The sequence below is a fragment of the Lysinibacillus sp. KCTC 33748 genome, assembly GCF_002237755.1.
Taxonomy (GTDB): Bacteria; Bacillota; Bacilli; order Bacillales_A; family Planococcaceae; genus Lysinibacillus.
This window is the reverse complement of sequence record NZ_MWSJ01000024.1, coordinates 1-16,668: the sequence shown is the minus strand read 5'-3', so window position 1 is coordinate 16,668 and position 16,668 is coordinate 1. Positions and strand designations below refer to the sequence as shown.

16 protein-coding genes, 16 tRNA genes, 1 rRNA gene and 1 pseudogene are annotated in these 16,668 nt (G+C 37.6%); 6 read left to right on the top strand and 28 right to left on the bottom strand.

Annotated elements, in window-relative coordinates:
- Positions 1–35: 35 nt before the first annotated feature.
- Complete coding sequence (locus tag B1B04_RS20940) at positions 36–701, bottom strand: hypothetical protein (protein WP_079563289.1); 666 nt, start codon at positions 699–701, stop codon at positions 36–38.
- A gap of 920 nt (positions 702–1,621) precedes the next feature.
- Here B1B04_RS20940 and B1B04_RS20935 point away from each other — a divergent pair.
- Positions 1,622–3,208: a catalase gene (locus B1B04_RS20935; RefSeq protein ID WP_079563288.1), complete on the top strand. Its 1,587-nt coding sequence runs from the start codon at positions 1,622–1,624 to the stop codon at positions 3,206–3,208.
- 55 nt (positions 3,209–3,263) lie between these two features.
- Here B1B04_RS20935 and B1B04_RS20930 read toward each other — a convergent pair whose 3' ends face one another.
- The 3 genes from B1B04_RS20930 to nagB form a co-directional block, all read right to left on the bottom strand.
- Positions 3,264–4,166 (bottom strand): S66 peptidase family protein, encoded by a 903-nt coding sequence (locus B1B04_RS20930; protein WP_079563287.1) that lies wholly within the window; start codon positions 4,164–4,166, stop codon positions 3,264–3,266.
- A 23-nt stretch (positions 4,167–4,189) separates the two neighbouring features.
- Positions 4,190–4,411, bottom strand: a complete 222-nt coding sequence (locus B1B04_RS20925; protein ID WP_139376997.1) for a hypothetical protein — start codon at positions 4,409–4,411, stop codon at positions 4,190–4,192.
- A gap of 385 nt (positions 4,412–4,796) precedes the next feature.
- Positions 4,797–5,510 carry a glucosamine-6-phosphate deaminase gene (gene nagB, locus B1B04_RS20920; protein ID WP_079563345.1) on the bottom strand — a complete coding sequence of 238 codons (714 nt, stop codon included), beginning with the start codon at positions 5,508–5,510 and terminating at the stop codon, positions 4,797–4,799.
- Positions 5,511–5,715: 205 nt separating this feature from the next.
- Here nagB and B1B04_RS20915 point away from each other — a divergent pair, with 205 nt between their 5' ends.
- Positions 5,716–6,459 carry an arylamine N-acetyltransferase family protein gene (locus B1B04_RS20915; protein ID WP_079563285.1) on the top strand — a complete coding sequence of 248 codons (744 nt, stop codon included), beginning with the start codon at positions 5,716–5,718 and terminating at the stop codon, positions 6,457–6,459.
- A 63-nt stretch (positions 6,460–6,522) separates the two neighbouring features.
- Here B1B04_RS20915 and B1B04_RS20910 read toward each other — a convergent pair whose 3' ends face one another.
- Together B1B04_RS20910 and B1B04_RS20905 are read right to left on the bottom strand one after the other, a co-directional pair.
- Positions 6,523–7,608, bottom strand: a complete 1,086-nt coding sequence (locus B1B04_RS20910; protein ID WP_079563284.1) for an S-layer homology domain-containing protein — start codon at positions 7,606–7,608, stop codon at positions 6,523–6,525.
- Between the two features lie 117 nt (positions 7,609–7,725).
- Positions 7,726–8,075, bottom strand: a pseudogene (locus B1B04_RS20905) (VOC family protein).
- A gap of 230 nt (positions 8,076–8,305) precedes the next feature.
- Between B1B04_RS20905 and B1B04_RS20900 the strand changes: the two are divergent.
- The 4 genes from B1B04_RS20900 to B1B04_RS26590 are packed head-to-tail and all read left to right on the top strand — an operon-like array spanning position 8,306 to position 10,439.
- Complete coding sequence (locus tag B1B04_RS20900) at positions 8,306–8,905, top strand: TetR/AcrR family transcriptional regulator (protein WP_079563283.1); 600 nt, start codon at positions 8,306–8,308, stop codon at positions 8,903–8,905.
- Positions 8,902–9,597: an SGNH/GDSL hydrolase family protein gene (locus B1B04_RS20895; protein WP_079563282.1), complete on the top strand. Its 696-nt coding sequence runs from the start codon at positions 8,902–8,904 to the stop codon at positions 9,595–9,597. The genes B1B04_RS20900 and B1B04_RS20895 overlap by 4 nt, the downstream gene beginning before the upstream one ends.
- A gap of 25 nt (positions 9,598–9,622) precedes the next feature.
- Complete coding sequence (locus B1B04_RS26595; RefSeq protein WP_346427007.1) at positions 9,623–9,931, top strand: SDR family NAD(P)-dependent oxidoreductase; 309 nt, start codon at positions 9,623–9,625, stop codon at positions 9,929–9,931.
- A 16-nt stretch (positions 9,932–9,947) separates the two neighbouring features.
- The gene (locus B1B04_RS26590; protein ID WP_346427006.1) at positions 9,948–10,439 is read left to right on the top strand and encodes an SDR family NAD(P)-dependent oxidoreductase; all 492 of its coding nucleotides are present in this window, start codon (positions 9,948–9,950) and stop codon (positions 10,437–10,439) included.
- Positions 10,440–10,679: 240 nt separating this feature from the next.
- Here the strand turns inward: B1B04_RS26590 and B1B04_RS20885 are convergent, their stop codons facing one another.
- The 22 genes from B1B04_RS20885 to rrf form a co-directional block, all read right to left on the bottom strand.
- On the bottom strand, positions 10,680–10,967 hold the full coding sequence (locus B1B04_RS20885) for a hypothetical protein (RefSeq protein ID WP_079563281.1): 288 nt from the start codon (positions 10,965–10,967) through the stop codon (positions 10,680–10,682).
- 177 nt (positions 10,968–11,144) lie between these two features.
- On the bottom strand, positions 11,145–11,831 hold the full coding sequence (locus B1B04_RS20880) for an ABC transporter ATP-binding protein (protein WP_079563280.1): 687 nt from the start codon (positions 11,829–11,831) through the stop codon (positions 11,145–11,147).
- A gap of 1 nt (position 11,832) precedes the next feature.
- Positions 11,833–12,867 carry an ABC transporter permease gene (locus tag B1B04_RS20875; protein ID WP_079563279.1) on the bottom strand — a complete coding sequence of 345 codons (1,035 nt, stop codon included), beginning with the start codon at positions 12,865–12,867 and terminating at the stop codon, positions 11,833–11,835.
- A 158-nt stretch (positions 12,868–13,025) separates the two neighbouring features.
- Positions 13,026–13,586: an RNA 2',3'-cyclic phosphodiesterase gene (gene thpR / locus B1B04_RS20870; RefSeq protein WP_094075117.1), complete on the bottom strand. Its 561-nt coding sequence runs from the start codon at positions 13,584–13,586 to the stop codon at positions 13,026–13,028.
- Between the two features lie 827 nt (positions 13,587–14,413).
- Entirely contained in the window at positions 14,414–14,764 is a 351-nt protein-coding gene (locus B1B04_RS26760; RefSeq protein WP_079563277.1) for a condensation domain-containing protein, read from the bottom strand.
- A 286-nt stretch (positions 14,765–15,050) separates the two neighbouring features.
- Positions 15,051–15,131, bottom strand: a tRNA-Leu gene (locus B1B04_RS20860).
- A 47-nt stretch (positions 15,132–15,178) separates the two neighbouring features.
- Positions 15,179–15,252: transfer RNA gene (locus tag B1B04_RS20855), tRNA-Cys, on the bottom strand.
- Positions 15,253–15,260: 8 nt separating this feature from the next.
- A tRNA-Gly gene (locus B1B04_RS20850) sits at positions 15,261–15,335 on the bottom strand.
- 6 nt (positions 15,336–15,341) lie between these two features.
- A tRNA-Gln gene (locus B1B04_RS20845) sits at positions 15,342–15,416 on the bottom strand.
- Between the two features lie 17 nt (positions 15,417–15,433).
- Positions 15,434–15,509: transfer RNA gene (locus B1B04_RS20840), tRNA-His, on the bottom strand.
- 32 nt (positions 15,510–15,541) lie between these two features.
- Positions 15,542–15,617 (bottom strand) — tRNA-His (locus tag B1B04_RS20835).
- 16 nt (positions 15,618–15,633) lie between these two features.
- Positions 15,634–15,707 (bottom strand) — tRNA-Trp (locus tag B1B04_RS20830).
- A gap of 10 nt (positions 15,708–15,717) precedes the next feature.
- Positions 15,718–15,801, bottom strand: a tRNA-Tyr gene (locus B1B04_RS20825).
- A gap of 9 nt (positions 15,802–15,810) precedes the next feature.
- Positions 15,811–15,886, bottom strand: a tRNA-Thr gene (locus tag B1B04_RS20820).
- A gap of 9 nt (positions 15,887–15,895) precedes the next feature.
- Positions 15,896–15,971, bottom strand: a tRNA-Phe gene (locus B1B04_RS20815).
- A gap of 15 nt (positions 15,972–15,986) precedes the next feature.
- Positions 15,987–16,062: transfer RNA gene (locus B1B04_RS20810), tRNA-Asp, on the bottom strand.
- A gap of 4 nt (positions 16,063–16,066) precedes the next feature.
- Positions 16,067–16,141 (bottom strand) — tRNA-Met (locus B1B04_RS20805).
- Positions 16,142–16,166: 25 nt separating this feature from the next.
- Positions 16,167–16,242, bottom strand: a tRNA-Val gene (locus B1B04_RS20800).
- 14 nt (positions 16,243–16,256) lie between these two features.
- A tRNA-Glu gene (locus tag B1B04_RS20795) sits at positions 16,257–16,331 on the bottom strand.
- Positions 16,332–16,361: 30 nt separating this feature from the next.
- Positions 16,362–16,453, bottom strand: a tRNA-Ser gene (locus B1B04_RS20790).
- 5 nt (positions 16,454–16,458) lie between these two features.
- Positions 16,459–16,535 (bottom strand) — tRNA-Asn (locus tag B1B04_RS20785).
- 16 nt (positions 16,536–16,551) lie between these two features.
- Positions 16,552–16,667, bottom strand: a 5S ribosomal RNA gene (gene rrf, locus B1B04_RS20780).
- Position 16,668: the final 1 nt, after the last annotated feature.

Sequence of the window (16,668 nt, the reverse complement as noted above, 5' to 3'; positions counted from 1 at the left end):
TAACAATTGGAGTACAGCTTTTGGATGCTTTTTTTCTACTTTGTTAAATCAAAATTAATTCCAATTTTTCCTAAATCCATATCAGCAATAAGGAAAGTTACATTATGATTAGTATTAGGATCAGTATAAGTATGAGTACCTTTATTCTCATTTCCAGCTTTATCTAATTCATCAATAAGTTTATCTACATTCACTCCTAATATAGCAGCCATTGATATAGCGGAGGAAATTCCTTCTCCCCATTCATCTCCCTCTTCATTTACTTCGTTTTCTGGCACTCCTTCCATAGAAACCCCATATCCAATTATTTTTTTATCATTGTTATATTTAGCTTCTACTTTATAATGACCCTTATATTGTTTAAAATCAGTTTCCAATAAGATTTGTGAGAATGTATTATTCTCTTCTTTATTCAGTTCACTAGTAATTGGTTCTGAAATCTCATCTATTACGATTGGATCTTCTGGATCCTGTTTAAATACATCAACTTTGACATTGTATTTTTTAACAAGCTTTTCTACCGCAGCCTTTGATTCAGGATCGACCTCTTCAAATTTTACTGGAACGACTTTCTTTTCCTCAGCTGGTTCTTTCTCTACAACATCTTCTTTTTTTACATCTACCTCTTTTTTCTTCTCTGTTCCCTCTCCGGAACATCCAACTAGCATAACTGCTAGAAGTAATAATAAAGCTTTCTTCATTACCTTTTTCCCTCCGAATGCATATCAATAAAAATATACTTTACTAGATTCAATGAAATAGAATTATAGTGAAAAAAATACTTAAATTTCTATTTAATATCCTCTTATTATAATTCTTACAAAACTGGATGTATATTACCATGATTATCATTCGACATTTTTCGACATTTTGGAGAAATTAAGGTTTTGCGGGATATTAAAACTATGTTTAAAAGCTTAATTGCACCGAAGCAATTACAATTGACAAACCGAATTTTTATGGCTTCTCAACCCCAGTAAAAAGCAATAAACACTTGTATATCAAGATTTAAACTAGTAAAGATTAGGACGAGTATGTGTACAGGAATAAACAATTCAAATATAAAATAATATTGACATTTATCCTCAGCATGTCACTGTGAGCCTTTCGAAAATTTGTAACAAATATGAATCTTTGCTCGTTATTAGAGTATGTAATTTATTAGTAATGACTTACAGTACGTCCGATGAATTAGAGCTTTTCATATCATAAGGAAATGTATACAATAGGTTATGGAGTCGATAAGACTTCATATCAAATTGGATGTGCTGTTTTCAAAACTAGCTTTTTGGAGCTAACATAAACGAAACCAATGACAAGTTACCTGTTACTGTATGACCAATGACTAATAACCAACTATATGCAATGGCCATACCTGTGAACTTAATAAATCATTCGAAAACGCCATCCAATAGCTCTCTTACACCTTGTGTGTGGGAGGGCTTTTTAAATTCGCAATGAATATCAACAAAGTCAAAATCAACATTTTTAAATTTTTAATTATATTTTGATAATTCACTTTCGTTGACTCTCACTCATCTCGTGTGCAGGAGAGTTTTTTCATGTCTATTTGTTCACTAATATGGACACAATGGCTATATCAAATGAAAGGGGTTATACAATGACAAAACAACATGATTCAACAGACGAGCATGACATGACCTTGACAAATCGACAGGGGCATCCTATTACTAACAATCAAAATATACGAACTGTCAGTAATCGAGGACCTGCAACCCTTGAAAACTATGATTTTATAGAGAAAATAAGTCACTTTGACCGCGAAAGAGTTCCTGAGCGTGTTGTTCATGCTCGAGGTGCTGGGGCGCATGGCTATTTTGAAACATACGGAGTAGTCGGGGATAAGCCTATTTCTAACTATACAAGAGCTAAAGTATTTCAGGAAAAGGGCAAGCAGACGCCTGTTTTTGTGCGTTTCTCAACCGTTATTCATGGTGGCCATTCACCAGAAACATTACGAGATCCACGAGGCTTTGCTGTAAAATTTTATACTGAGGATGGTAACTGGGATTTAGTCGGCAATAATTTAAAAATCTTCTTTATCCGCGATGCTATGAAATTCCCGGATATGATTCACGCCTTTAAGCCTGATCCTATTACAAATATCCAAGACGTTGAACGCTTTTTTGATTTCTGTGCAAGCTCACCAGAATCTTTTCATATGGTGACATTCATTTATTCACCATGGGGTATTCCAGCTAATTATCGAATGATGCAAGGCTCTGGTGTCAATACGTATAAATGGGTCAATTGCGAAGGTAAAGCAGTCCTTGTAAAATATCATTGGGAACCTTTACAGGGCATTAAAAACTTAACACAAAAAGAAGCGGAAGAAATCCAAAAGAAAAACTTTAATCATGCCACGCAGGATTTATACGATGCAATTGAAAAAGATGATTACCCTGAATGGGAGCTTAACGTCCAAATTATGGAGGATGGTTCGCATCCAGAGCTTGATTTTGATCCATTAGATGATACGAAGCTTTGGCCTTATGATCAGTTCCCATGGTATCCAGTTGGTAAAATGGTGTTAAATAAAAATCCAGAAGATTATTTTGCTGAGGTTGAACAGGCTACATTCGGTACAGGTGTGCTTGTGGACGGATTGGATTTCTCAGATGATAAAATGTTACAAGGTCGTACCTTCTCTTATTCTGATACACAGCGTCATCGCGTAGGTGCAAACTATTTACAACTTCCTATCAATGCTCCTAAAAAACGAGTAGCAACCAATCAAAATGGTGGTCAAATGATGTATAAGCGTGATTTAGCTCCAGGGCAAAATCCTCATATTAACTATGAGCCTTCAATGTTAAATGGTTTAAAGGAAGCTACCCAAACTGCTAAGGAACATACACCACATGTGGAAGGTAATCTCGTTAGGGAATCTATTGATCGTCAAAGTAATACAAAGCAAGCTGGAGAAACGTATCGCAATTTTGAGCAATGGGAGCGAGACGAATTGCTTGAAAACTTAATTCGTGATTTAGCAGTCTGCAATAGTGCCATTCAAGAGGCGATGATCGCATTAGCGGAGGAAGCCGACGAGGAGTATGGTCGCTTGTTAAAAGAAGGGTTGCAAAAAGCTCAGAATGATTCTTCTTCATCAAAGCCACTTGGCAATATTGATGGTGATAAAGCGCCTAAAAAGGCTGTAGATAAAGGTCATGACGCAGAGCCTTATTAATAAAATAACCTCACAATAAAAACGCTCAGCACACTATAAAGTGCTGAGCGTTCTTTTAATGCACACCAGGCAAAATTTTCAGTACCTTTTCCTGTGCATCTAAAATAGCATCTACCCCTAATGGAATAGCAATATTCGTTGAATCATGACCAATTTTAAAGCCTGCTACAACCGGAACGTCTAAATCCGCAAAATAGTCCTTCATTAAAGTCATTAGTGCCGCTTCATCCGCTTCCGTTTGCGTGAAGGAACCTATCATAACACCTGCTAACTGTTCAAGCTTTCTCGCCTGTTTTAATTGCTGCAACATCTCATCGATTCTTGGAATAGTTTCTCCAAGCTCCTCGATCAATAAAATGCGACCTTCCGTGCGCACTTCAAATTTAGTACCTAATGTGTTAACAAGACGACGTAAATTGCCACCAATAATCTGGCCACGAGCAACACCAGGTGCAATCGTTGTTAACGGCGCAATATCCTCCGTATACTGTAACTCCATCGGTGAAAATAACTGTAAAAACATTTTCTTTGATAAATCATCTATTCTATCTACTGACATAAGGAGCGGTCCATGAAACGTCACTAAATTAGCATATTCATTAATCGCACAATGTAAATATGTAAGATCAGAGAAGCCCCAGAAGATTTTCGGATTTTCCTCTAGTAGTCCGTAGTCAATCTTTTCCGCAATTCGTGCAGAGCCATAGCCCCCCTTAACACAAAAAATTGCCTTCACCTCTGGATTTCTCACCATCTCATGAAAGTCAGCCAGACGCTCCTCATCATTACCTGCAAGATAATCATGCTTTGCCTGAATCGTATCCCCAATTACATAGTTAAGACCTAACTCTTCAAGAAAGGCTATTGCATCTCCTAGCTTTTCGGGCTTTACTTGACTTGATAAAGCCACAAGACCAACTGTATCGCCCTTTTCTAAATGTGGTACGGTGCTTTTCACCCTAACCCCTCCTATTGTTTTTCTCATTCTAGCATATAGATAATATTGTAGCATTGATTAATGGCGAAGCTAATGCCTATAACATCTAAATGTCCGGGTGAATACCACGACTTTGGCGGGGCTATCCACGATTTTGGCTGTTCTATCCACGATTTTGATTGTTCTATCCACGACTCTGGCTGTTCTATCCACGACTTTGATTGTTCTATCCGTCGCTCTCGCATTTCTTTCCGTCGCTTTGCCAATTCTATCCGTCGCTCTAATTTCTTTCCGTCACTTCGGCCCTTCTTTCCGTCACTCTCGCCTTTCTTTCCGTCGCTTCGCCAATTCTATCCGTCGCTCTGACTTCTATCCGTCACTTCGGCTCTTCTTTCCGTCGCTCCCGCCTTTCTATCCGTCGCTTTGCCCATTCTATCCGCCACTCTGATTTCTATCCGTCACTTCGGCTCTTCTTTCCGTCACTCTCGCCTTTCTTTCCGTCACTTCGGCTCTTTTTTCCGTCGCTCTCGCCTTTCTTTCGTCACTTTGTCAATTCTATCCGTCGCTCTGATTCCTATCCCCGTCCCTTCGAATTCAAAAAAATAAGCGCAGACTTCAAATAAAATAAAGTCTACGCTTAACGCTTAATTTCTATTTTGTTCCGCCGTAAATAACCGTTACATTCGGATGGTTTAATAATTGACTTGCTGGGAAATCTTCAGTGATGATTCCACTTTTTAATTTTTCCATAGCCTCTAGTTTTTTCTCACCAAATGCAATTAGGACGATTTCCTTGGCATTCATAATAGATTGAATACCCATTGTAATAGCATGCGTCGGTACATCCTTAGAGTCTTCAAAATAGATGGCATTTTCTGTGCGTGTAGATTCTGTTAACTCTACGATATTAGTCAGTGATTCGAAAGATGTGCCCGGTTCGTTAAAGCCAATATGTCCGTTAACGCCGATGCCTAATAGCTGAAGGTCAATGCCTCCCGCTTCCTTGATTCGAGCATCATAAGCGACACACTCCGCATCTAAATTTTCTGCCTTGCCATTTGGTAAATGTATATTTTCTTCCTTAATATCTACATGATTGAATAAGTTCTCATGCATAAATGTCCAATAACTTGCGGGACTTGATTGGTCGAGACCTACATATTCGTCTAGGTTAAAAGTGATCACGTCGTTAAAAGAAATATTTCCAGCTTGTTGGCGTCTCACTAATTCCTTATACATCCCTACTGGAGAACCACCAGTTGCTAATCCTAAAATACTTGCTGGCTTTGTTTGTAATTGTTTAGTGAAAATATCCGCTGCTACTTCGCTCATTTCATCGTATGAATTTACTTCTATCCATTTCATTTCGCATTTAATTTCGCTTGTCATTCGTATACCTACCTTACAATCATTATTATTAACTAGACTAATAGTGAATATTATTCTTATAGTAGCTAATATTTTAATTTTACAAGTTATTTACCTATTTTTCTATTATTTTCTTACTAATAATCACGTGTATTCTTTAGCTATTTCGGTTATGTTATTTAATAAGGAGTGAGGCGATATTATGAATTCACAAATACAGCAATATTTGAAGCTTATTCAATTTCAAGGATCTTTAGAGCCTTCCATTAAGCTACTTGGTCAGCTCCAAACAAGACATCTACATATAATTCCTTATGAGAACCTAGATGTTGCCTTGAAATATGGCATCTCCTTCGCTATCCCTGACCTTTTTCAAAAAATTATTATTCAACATCGTGGAGGAAATTGCTTTGAACTAAATATTTTATTTAGTTGGCTTCTTCGCGAGCTTGGCTTTTCTGTAACCAATCGCTATGCTCAGTTTTGGCGCAACGTTGAAGATGATACTCCTGTTGAGGATGTACCTATGCACCAGCTATTGCTTGTCCACTTTGCTGGGCATTCATATATTTCAGATGTTGGGGTAGGTGCAGTAGCCCCTTGTAAGCCAGTGCCACTAATAGCTGGGCATCAACACCGTGAAGGTAATGAACTTTATAAAATTGAACGAGATGAAGTGAACGGCTGGATGCTATACGAACAAACAAAACAGGGTTGGCGTTTACTATATAGTTTTTTCGATGACGCTAACGATGCAAAGTTTGCGCCAAGACTTTCTAAACAAAAAAATAAAATTGCTATGATTCGTACCCCTCGCGGACGTCATACAATGCTTAACAATGAATTCCGAATCTACGAGGGACAATCCCTAACGACCTATTCAACTCATAACGAAAAGGATTGGCGACAAGCACTTCATCGTTTTTTTCATATTACATTAGATTAGATGCTTCATGACAAAAAGCAGCCTCCTCATTCATAGGAGACTTGCTTTCCATGTAGCTAACATTTAATTGGCTGTACGATCGAGTAACTCATAAACAACAACATCATTGTAAAGCTCTTTAACTAAACCGATACCTTCGACAAAGTAATATGTTGAAACTCCATCACTGTATATGGACTTTTCTTCTAGAACAATTACATTATTATAATTGACACCACCTGCTTGGACAGTGCCATCTGTTGCTTTAACAGTAATTCGGATTCCTGAAATTACCCCGTCATCATTTTCATGTGCGATCACACCAATTCTAAGTGGTAAACTGAAAGCAAAATCGTAATGCATATGTGAACTTCTGCCATTTGCTTGACCATAAAACTCGCCACTAAATAAAAGCTCATCATTAAATATCTTATTAGAATTCAAATCTGTTACGGCCCAAACATCATTACCCTCATGATGACTATACTGATATTTTAATGTATACTGTTTTTTGTCTTCCAACGAATAATGCGCATACGTATAGTCATACGCCGTATCTTTTAATAGATTCGGATTCGATAACGTTAATGCACGAGCTAAAAATGCTGAAAAATGAGCTCGCGTTAAAGGTACATTTGGCTTAAATGAACCATCATCATATCCTCTTGTTATATTATTACTATAAATTATCGAGATTTCCTTATAGCCCCTTGCCTTCTCTGAAACATCTGTAAAATAGCTTGTCTCAGATCCCTTTATTTTAAATGCTCTTTGCAGCACAATCGCCATATCCCCTCTTGAAAGAGTTGCATTCGGATTAAATTTCTGTGCCGCATCGAAAATCCCAGCATTTTGCATTGCCGCAATTTCTTTATAATAGGGATGTGTAGAAGGTACATCCTGATACTTTGGATCTTTGACATTCGTCGTTTGCAATCCTAAAGCACGTGTTAACATGACAGCTACTTGCGCTCTCGTTACATATGTATCTGGTTTAAATAGGTTATTAGGATAGCCATTAATAATTCCTTTTTCCACTAAGTAATCAATTTCCGTTATCAATATATTATCCTTGGACACATCTTTGAAGCTCGCTGCATGTACACTTTCAATCGGTATTAACCAAACAGCTAATAATAGTGCACATACTATTTTTAACATCTTTTTCATGTCTTTCCCTCTCTTTCTCTACTATTCATACTATACTTTTTTAGATATTATTTCCAATCTTATTTATTAACAAACAAGCCCCAAAAATCCACTGCAAGGACTTGTTAATCAGTCAGATTATTTGTTTTGAATCATGCCAAAGCCTAGTCCAGTTGGGTCTAACAGATAGGCAAGGTAAAATTCATCAAATTCCATTTTATCTCGTACAATAGCGGCACCATTTTGCGTGCCTTTGAAATAGCCTCATCGATAGAATCAACTTCAATTTGAATACGTGTTCCAAAAGGATAGTCATGTGGTCCCTTTGCAATACCGCCGTTAATCCCTGATTTATTATCATCTCCAGTTGTTACGCCCCTATATTCCCAATTAGGTGCAGCTACTTCCCAACCAAAAACCTTGGCATAAAACGCGGCAGCTTTTTCTGGCTCCTGACTATTTAATTCAAACCCAACTACTCTCCCCATATTATTCCCCTCCTGATTTTTAAAGCATAATTCATAGTTCAACAGTTTGGTTAATATTTCTTCCAACCAAATTATGTATTAGCATAAAAGGTAAGAAACTTTTATAGCGGGCTCTGTTCGTAGCAATTATTAAAACTTGATGCTTTAGGTAATTACCCATTCTTCTAATAGTAAAATATTGTATAATACAATTAGAACGACCGTTCAAATCTTATGAAGGGGTTAAATCATTGAATAAAAGACGTTATGATAGCGAGAAAGCAAAAGTTGAAATTATGGAACATGCGGTTAGTTTGTTTTCTCAAAAGGGCTATAATCAAACATCAGTCGGAGATATTTCAACCGCTTCAGGCTACAGCAAGGGACATATTTATTACCATTTTGAAAACAAAGAAAAGCTTTTTGTACTTCTAGCACAACAAACAATGCAAGATTGGCACAACAAATGGCTTCAAAAAGAGTGTATCTACTTTACGGCAGCAGAGAAACTATATGGCATGGCCATGCATGTTCTCTATCATTACCAAACACCTTTATTAAGATCCGGGCAAGAACTAGCTTCCAATCCAAAATCGAGCCCTGAATCAGTGGAACAGTTATACAATTTAGCGGTTATACCGATGGGTGCTTATCGTGCGATCCTTCAAGAAGGCATGGATCGAGGAGAATTTGTTAATGGCAATATTGATGAGTGGACGGTTCTACTAGGCACATGGCTAGGAGGCTTATGTCAACTGACAAATACGCAGGAGCTTAAAGCACTAGAATCACTCTTTAATCAGGCAGTTACCATTTTTTTAAGAGAATTAAAAAAGGTGGGATATAAATGAAAATTGCATGTATCGGAGACAGCTTAACAGAAGGTCGACCAGGGGTTTCATTTTTTAAAAGATTAAGAGCTAAATATCAACATATAGAATTTGATAATCTCGGTAAACCAGGTGAGACAGTGAAAAGCTTACACACTCGCTTAGAGAAATCGAAGCTAGCTACTTTTTATGACCTTAGCTTTCTTTGGATTGGTGTCAATGATGTCTACACTAAACTTTTGAAAGTGCAGGCACAACCGGTTTCAAAAGATCATCAAGATTTTAAAGTTTACTATGCAAGTGTTTTAGAAATGATTTTAGCCTCATCTAAACATGTAGTTTTAGTAACACCAGCTTTAATAGGAGAGGAAATAAAAAATACTCCCAATATGGAATTAAAAGAGCTCTCCTCCATTATTCATTCCATTTCTTCTAAATATGAAAATGTTAGCTTTTTAAATATACAAGAGGTTTTTGAACATCAATTAAAACATGTTACAAGTTCGGAATATGTGAACACCAATGTTATGCGAGTGATAAAAGATGTACTGTTGTATAAAGACCCTTTGCGGATTGATCGATTATCCAAAAAGAGAGGACTACATCTAACTTTGGATGGCATTCATTTAAATAGTAAAGGAGCAGAGCTTGTCGTCGAAGAATACTCAGCTGTCATTAAACGACTTCAATTGCAGGAAGACCCTGTCCATTAAGGAAATCATACGAGAGGTGATGATTATGAGAAAGGTTGCGATTGTTACAGGCGGTGTATCAGGTATAGGGAAGGCTATCTGCAAAGAGTTAGTAGGTCGACATGTATTTGTCATTATTGCAGATATTAACGAACATGATGGACGTCTGCTAGAGGCAGAACTAAATAAAGATACTTCAAATGCTCGATTTGTTGAATTAAACGTAATCGATTTCGAAAATGTTGAACATGTCATTTCAAATGTATATGAGGAATTTCAACGATTAGATTATTTGTTCAATAATGCTGGTATAGCTATGTATGGTGAAATTTATGATATGACAATTGACAATTGACGATTGGAAAGACATTGTGGGTATTAATTTATGGGGCATTGTTTATGGTACACAAGTTGGGTATCAAATCATGAAGGAACAAGGTTTTGGACATATCATCAATACATCATCAGCTGCAGGGTTGGGACCATCCCCTATATCAGCTGCATACTCAACTACGAAGCACGCAGTTGTGGGCTTAACAACATCACTACACTATGAAGCTGAGGAATTTGGCATCAAGGTAAGCACCCTCTGTCCGACTTTTGTTGATACGCCTATTTTTGATAAAGCAACAGCTATTAATATCGATAAATCGACGATGTCCAAACAAATGAAAAAACAAAAAATGATATCTCCACAGCAACTAGCAAAAATTGCTATTGCAGGCGTGCACAAAAATAAGCCTATTATTTGTCCTATGCCAATGCGGAAAACAATGGATGTTGTCTTTACGATCTTCCCTTCGTTACACAGGGCATTAATGAGAATGGTCTGTAAAGTAAGCCGAAAAGCTCGATTGACATAAGTATTTAACGTAAAAGCTTTTTTCCAGATGGTAAAAAACCGCTATGCTTTTCTGCCGGCAAGGTACGAGCCACATCAGTACAATAAATAGAATTTTGAACACGAAGGCATATGTCTCCTTCGCTATATTTTCATTTACACTACATCGTAAAAACAATTCTAGGAGTCTCGCGGCTTTTTACCTTTATAATTTAGATAACAAAAACACTGAACGAATTAACCCCTTTTAAGAGACAAGTAGCTATTTATTATGCTCTTCTTCATTTTTCTTATAAATACCTAAGAGTAAATTAATAAGACCTATGATAAAAATTATAGGAAATAAAACCATCATAATCGATGCTGCCCAACCATTTCTAACCAATACCCCATACAATACGCCAATTAAATATGATAAAAATGGTGCAAACGCAATCATTATAATGATACCCCAAATGATATATCTCCCTTTTTCTGACCGTCCTTCGCTTAATTGGAATCCCGCTATTAACCCTACTAATACAATTATTAAGGCAATAACAAACATCATTTCAAATCACCTCCTCCTTTCCTTCTACAATATGCTGCCTTCGTTTATCGATTTGGTAACTTAACACTAGGCTTTTAAAAATATTTCGTAATTTGCGCCTAGACTGAAATCATCCATTGATTCAAAAAAATACCACAACCATCAAAAAGCTGTGGTTGTGGCTTTCTACTACTCGATCTAAATAACATCTTGCAAAATGACACCATCGCTCATTTTTATAATACGATCCGTATAAGCAAGCATCTCTTCATCATGGGTCACCATTAAAGTTGTAATGTTTAACGTTTTAGTTAAATCCTTAATTAATAACATAACCTCTTTTGATCGTTGTGAATCTAAACTAGCAGTTGGTTCATCCGCGAATAGAACTTTCGGTTTATGAATGATCGCACGGGCAATCGCTACACGTTGCTTCTCCCCTCCCGACAATGAAGAAGGATAAGAATTTTTCCGATGATCCATCCCTACTAATTTTAGTAATCGATCGATTTCATTTTTTTGTTCCTGCTTCTTTAATTTCGATTCAGAAACATCTAGCATTAATAGCAGCTGTTCTTCAACAGTAAGAAAAGGTACGAGGTGTGCAAATTGAAAGACAAACCCAAATTCACTTGCTCGTACTTTTCGAACCTCCTCAGCGTTCATAATAGACAGGTTTTTTCCTTCAAATATAACATATCCATCTGTTGCAGGCTGAAGTCCTGCGGCAATTGTCAAAAGCGTACTTTTACCGGAGCCAGATGCACCTACCAATGCAGTTATTTCTCCTTCTTTTAATGAAAGATCTATCCCTTTCAGTATTTCCTCCTCTACCTCGCCATTCGTAAACGTTTTTCTAACTTCATCGATTTTAAATAAAGTCATATTAAGCCTCTCCTTGCTGTATCGCTTGTAATGGTTCAATTTTTTTAATTTGGATTGCTGAAATTGTAGCGCCTACAAATCCAATAATTAGGAATACAATCGATAATTGCGTTGTTGTCGCGATCGTTAAAGTGAATGGCATTCCTTTTGGCGCTATCAGATTAAAGGCCTGGCTAAAGGTTACAGATAAAACAAGTGAAATAACTGTAATGATGGCCATCTGTGTCCATATCATTTTAAATAACTTACTTGTTTTCAAACCAATCGCCTTTAAAATTCCGTATAAGCCGATTTTTTGGACATTCATCATATAGAAGAAGATGGCGAATAGCATCCCACTAATGACTACTAGAAACCAAACAATCATATTTAAAGACATTTGTTCTGCGTTATAGCTTGGGATTGTGTTAAGAAATTCTTTATTTGAAAATGATTCTAATCCAGCAAATTCTTTTGAAGAATCTCCGTCTGGTACGAAAATCATCTGCATTTCATCCACACGGTAAATTTCTTTATAATCCTCTTTATTAATGTAGGCAACAGGTGCATGACTATATTTCTTTTGGTCGACAAATCCCTTTACTACAAACTTGCCATCAAATTGATTATTCGTTAATGTATCTCCTACTTTAATTCCTTTATCTTTCATTGAGCTGTCTAATATGACTTCCTCATGTTCCACATTTTCAAATAACGCTGAATCGGTCGATGTAACAAAGGCAACGCTTTGCTGCTTATCGTCCTGATCATTTAAAAAGCCCATTTGTAATGAAAAAGCTACTGCATTTTTTTCTTTGCTCAATATTTCGTTTTGTGTACCGCTATCTATTTTTGACAGATTATAAGTTTGATCTGCATCCTCATTCATATAAAATTGACCTTGTGGTAAATCCTTAATTAGAGCGGCATTATCTTGAGACAATCCGTTCGCCAAACCAGAAATAATAAATGTTAATAAACTAACTAAAAAAACAATTGAACCTAATATTAAAAATCTTACTTTATTCTTCTTAATTTCTTTCCACGCAAGATTCATTGTTAACTCCTCCATTCCTTTTTACATCCTTAGCATAAAATCCTTAAATGAACGGAAGATGAACTAATTATTAAAAATGAAGTAGTTTCAGCAAAAAAGCTCATAAACCCTTTTTAAGGTTTACGAGCTTATTGTAATGTAGTAGGCTTTTGACAGACCTATTGGCCATCTAAACGAATGACAGCTTTTTTATAATATTTCGGGGTTTCCTCTATTTTTGATTCGTACAAAACCACTTCTTCTACTAGAAATTTAGGAAGCTGAAAATTATCTTCCATCAATGCCTCTGACGGAATTTTCCCGCATGCTTCATCCCACTTTCTTGCAACAGTTATATGGGGGACAAAGGGCTTCTTATCTAATTCAAATCCAGCCTTAATACAATCTCGGTATACTATTTCTTGCACAACATTTAATTGCTGCGATTCAAGCAAATCGACCCATAAAATTCTTGGATACTCTTTTCTCCCAAAAGTATTGAACCCCTGAATTTTTAATTCGAATGGAAAAACATTCAGAAGATTTCCCCTCACTTCATTCATTATAGCTTGTAATTGCTCTTCATCCGCATGACCTAAAAAAGCCAAAGTGATGTGATAATCTTCCTGATGAACCCAGCGTTTAAAATGAAAGTCAGTTTTCATTTTTTCACATCTCACATGAAGAGCTGCTTTAATGTCTGAAGGAAGTGGAACTGCAATAAAAAAGTGTCTGTTCATAATTATACCCTCTCTATTCATCATAAATGCTACTTATCAGGCATTATGTCTTTTCCTACAATAATTTAACCATACTACTACGCTAAAATGATAAGGTTCTAATGTATATATGAAAGACTCTCTAGATAAAAATAAAACATGTCTTCCATTTATATAACCCACTTTGCTGCAGAGTAGGCCTTATTATTTTTGAATACAAAAAAGACTCCAACATAATCGTTGAAGTCTTTCATTCTATGATAACGGTGGTCGGGACAGGGAATGGTTCCGAAAGCCTTATATATCAAGGTTATCTGGTTGTAATGTGTAAAAATTGTGTAAAATGATTTGCTGGGTTTTTCAGATGAAAAATATAAATGTTTTCTCTTGTGTCTACACTCAACATGCGTAGAGTGTATGTAGCAACACATAGGTGCTGTGGGTTTAAGTAATTGGCTAGGTGCTACCATAATAGAACCTAGCCTTTTTATTTATATTCAAACAATCTTTTCTTATTTTTTAGCAAGGAGGTCTATACAATATTTTACAATTGCTTTATCGACAATTTCGCTTTGTCCAGATTTCTCCACATGTATACTCTGCATTGGGACTAATCATAATCCAAGTACATGTTGCTCTCTGCTAATTCTTGCTGAGACATTCTGCCAAACTTTCTCCTCTTTGTGTTTTGCTTTTTATTTCTATACTATCTTTGAATACTCCTTCTTTCGGTAACAACCCACTATGAATCCATCCTGCTAAAGTATGCTTATTTTGTATACAAGCGTTTTTAAGAATTTTATAATCATTATCTTCGATATAAAATGTTTCTCTATGGCTTTTATTGTCTATATGTTTATTGTGAGTAGACTGGGGAGAGATTTCATTTGGCTCAACGCCATCAAGATAATTAGCCCAGTATTTTTTTCTCCATCTATGTCTCGATTTCTAACTAATTTAATATACTCTCGCCAAGGTGTTACTTTTATTTTTGAAGGTAACTCTTTATCAACTTCGATTTCATTACATAATCTAGTAAAGCTATCTATAAGGATTCCACTACTACATCCATCCCATAAAATATGGTGATAGGTTAATATCATGATTTTTTCATGGTTGGCGCCATTTACCAGACGGATTCTTAATGGTTCCGTTTTTAAATCAATCCCTTTTTTAAGCTCATTATATGGGTTCTTTATCCTAAAATCGGGTGGGGAAGTTTTTTAGATAGCAAGTTTTCGTATAAAATACAATCGAAGAAGGTGGAATTTTATGGATTTTATCAGGAAATAAACCGCTTGGAAATAATTTATTCCTTTCTGCTATTGCGGATTGTCTCTGATCCTATCTGTACCTTATAGTAAGGGAAGAAGGGTTATCGTTTCCTATCGTATCCCCAAAAATGAAAAAAGCTCACAAACCCTGTACTATCAAGGTTTGTGAGCTTTTCAAACTTACTAAACGTAACATATATGTACGTGATGATACCGGTGGTCGGGGTCGAACCGACACTCCAAAGGAACACGATTTTGAGTCGTGCGCGTCTGCCAATTCCGCCACACCGGCACAATGGAGATAAAAAAAATCGGATAAACCGATTGAGTAATAAATTATGGAGGCGGCAACCGGATTTGAACCGGTGATAAAGGTGTTGCAGACCTGTGCCTTACCACTTGGCTATGCCGCCTTAATAATTGGAGCGGAAGACGAGGTTCGAACTCGCGACCCCCACCTTGGCAAGGTGGTGTTCTACCACTGAACTACTTCCGCAATAAATGGCTGGGATACCTGGATTCGAACCAGGGCGTGACGGAATCAAAATCCGTTGCCTTACCGCTTGGCTATATCCCAAAAGTTAAATATATAAATGGGGCGACTGATGGGAATCGAACCCACGAATGCCTGAACCACAATCAGGTGCGTTAACCACTTCGCCACAACCGCCATATTATTATATTTTATTATTTTAAATTAAATGGGGCGACTGATGGGAATCGAACCCACGAATGCCTGAACCACAATCAGGTGCGTTAACCACTTCGCCACAACCGCCATGAAATTAATTAATTGGCAGGGGCAGTAGGAATCGAACCCACATCAAAGGTTTTGGAGACCTCTATTCTACCGTTAAACTATGCCCCTATAAAAAAACTGGTGGAGGGGGACGGATTCGAACCGCCGAACCCTAAGGAGCGGATTTACAGTCCGCCGCGTTTAGCCACTTCGCTACCCCTCCGGGAATACATGGTGCCGGCGATAGGAGTCGAACCCACGACCTACTGATTACAAGTCAGTTGCTCTACCAACTGAGCTACACCGGCAAAAAAATATGGTGGGTCAGGACGGAATCGAACCGCCGACACTTAGAGCTTCAATCTAATGCTCTACCAACTGAGCTACTGACCCATATTTTTAAAAAAATGGCGGTCCCGACCGGGATCGAACCGGCGATCTCCTGCGTGACAGGCAGGCATGTTAACCGCTACACCACGGGACCATTTTGGTTGCGGGGGCCGGATTTGAACCAACGACCTTCGGGTTATGAGCCCGACGAGCTACCACTGCTCCACCCCGCGATAATAAGGTGATTTATTTAAATAATGGTGGAGGATGACGGGCTCGAACCGCCGACCCTCTGCTTGTAAGGCAGATGCTCTCCCAGCTGAGCTAATCCTCCATCTGGGTATTAAATGGTGACCCCTACGGGATTCGAACCCGTGTTACCGCCGTGAAAGGGCGGTGTCTTAACCACTTGACCAAGGGGCCATCGTTTGGAATGAAAATTCCTTAAAGTGCTGGCGGAGAGTAAGGGATTTGAACCCTTGAGACAGTGTTAACCGCCTACACGATTTCCAATCGTGCTCCTTCGGCCACTCGGACAACTCTCCAAGAATGGCTCCGAAGGCAGGACTCGAACCTGCGACAACCTGATTAACAGTCAGGTGCTACTACCAACTGAGCTACTTCGGAATAATTTTATTATATAGCCTAGCGACGTCCTACTCTCACAGGGGGAAGCCCCCAACTACCATCGGCGCTAAAGAGCTTAACTTCCGTGTTCGGTATGGGAACGGGTGTGACCTCTTTGCCATCATCACTAGAC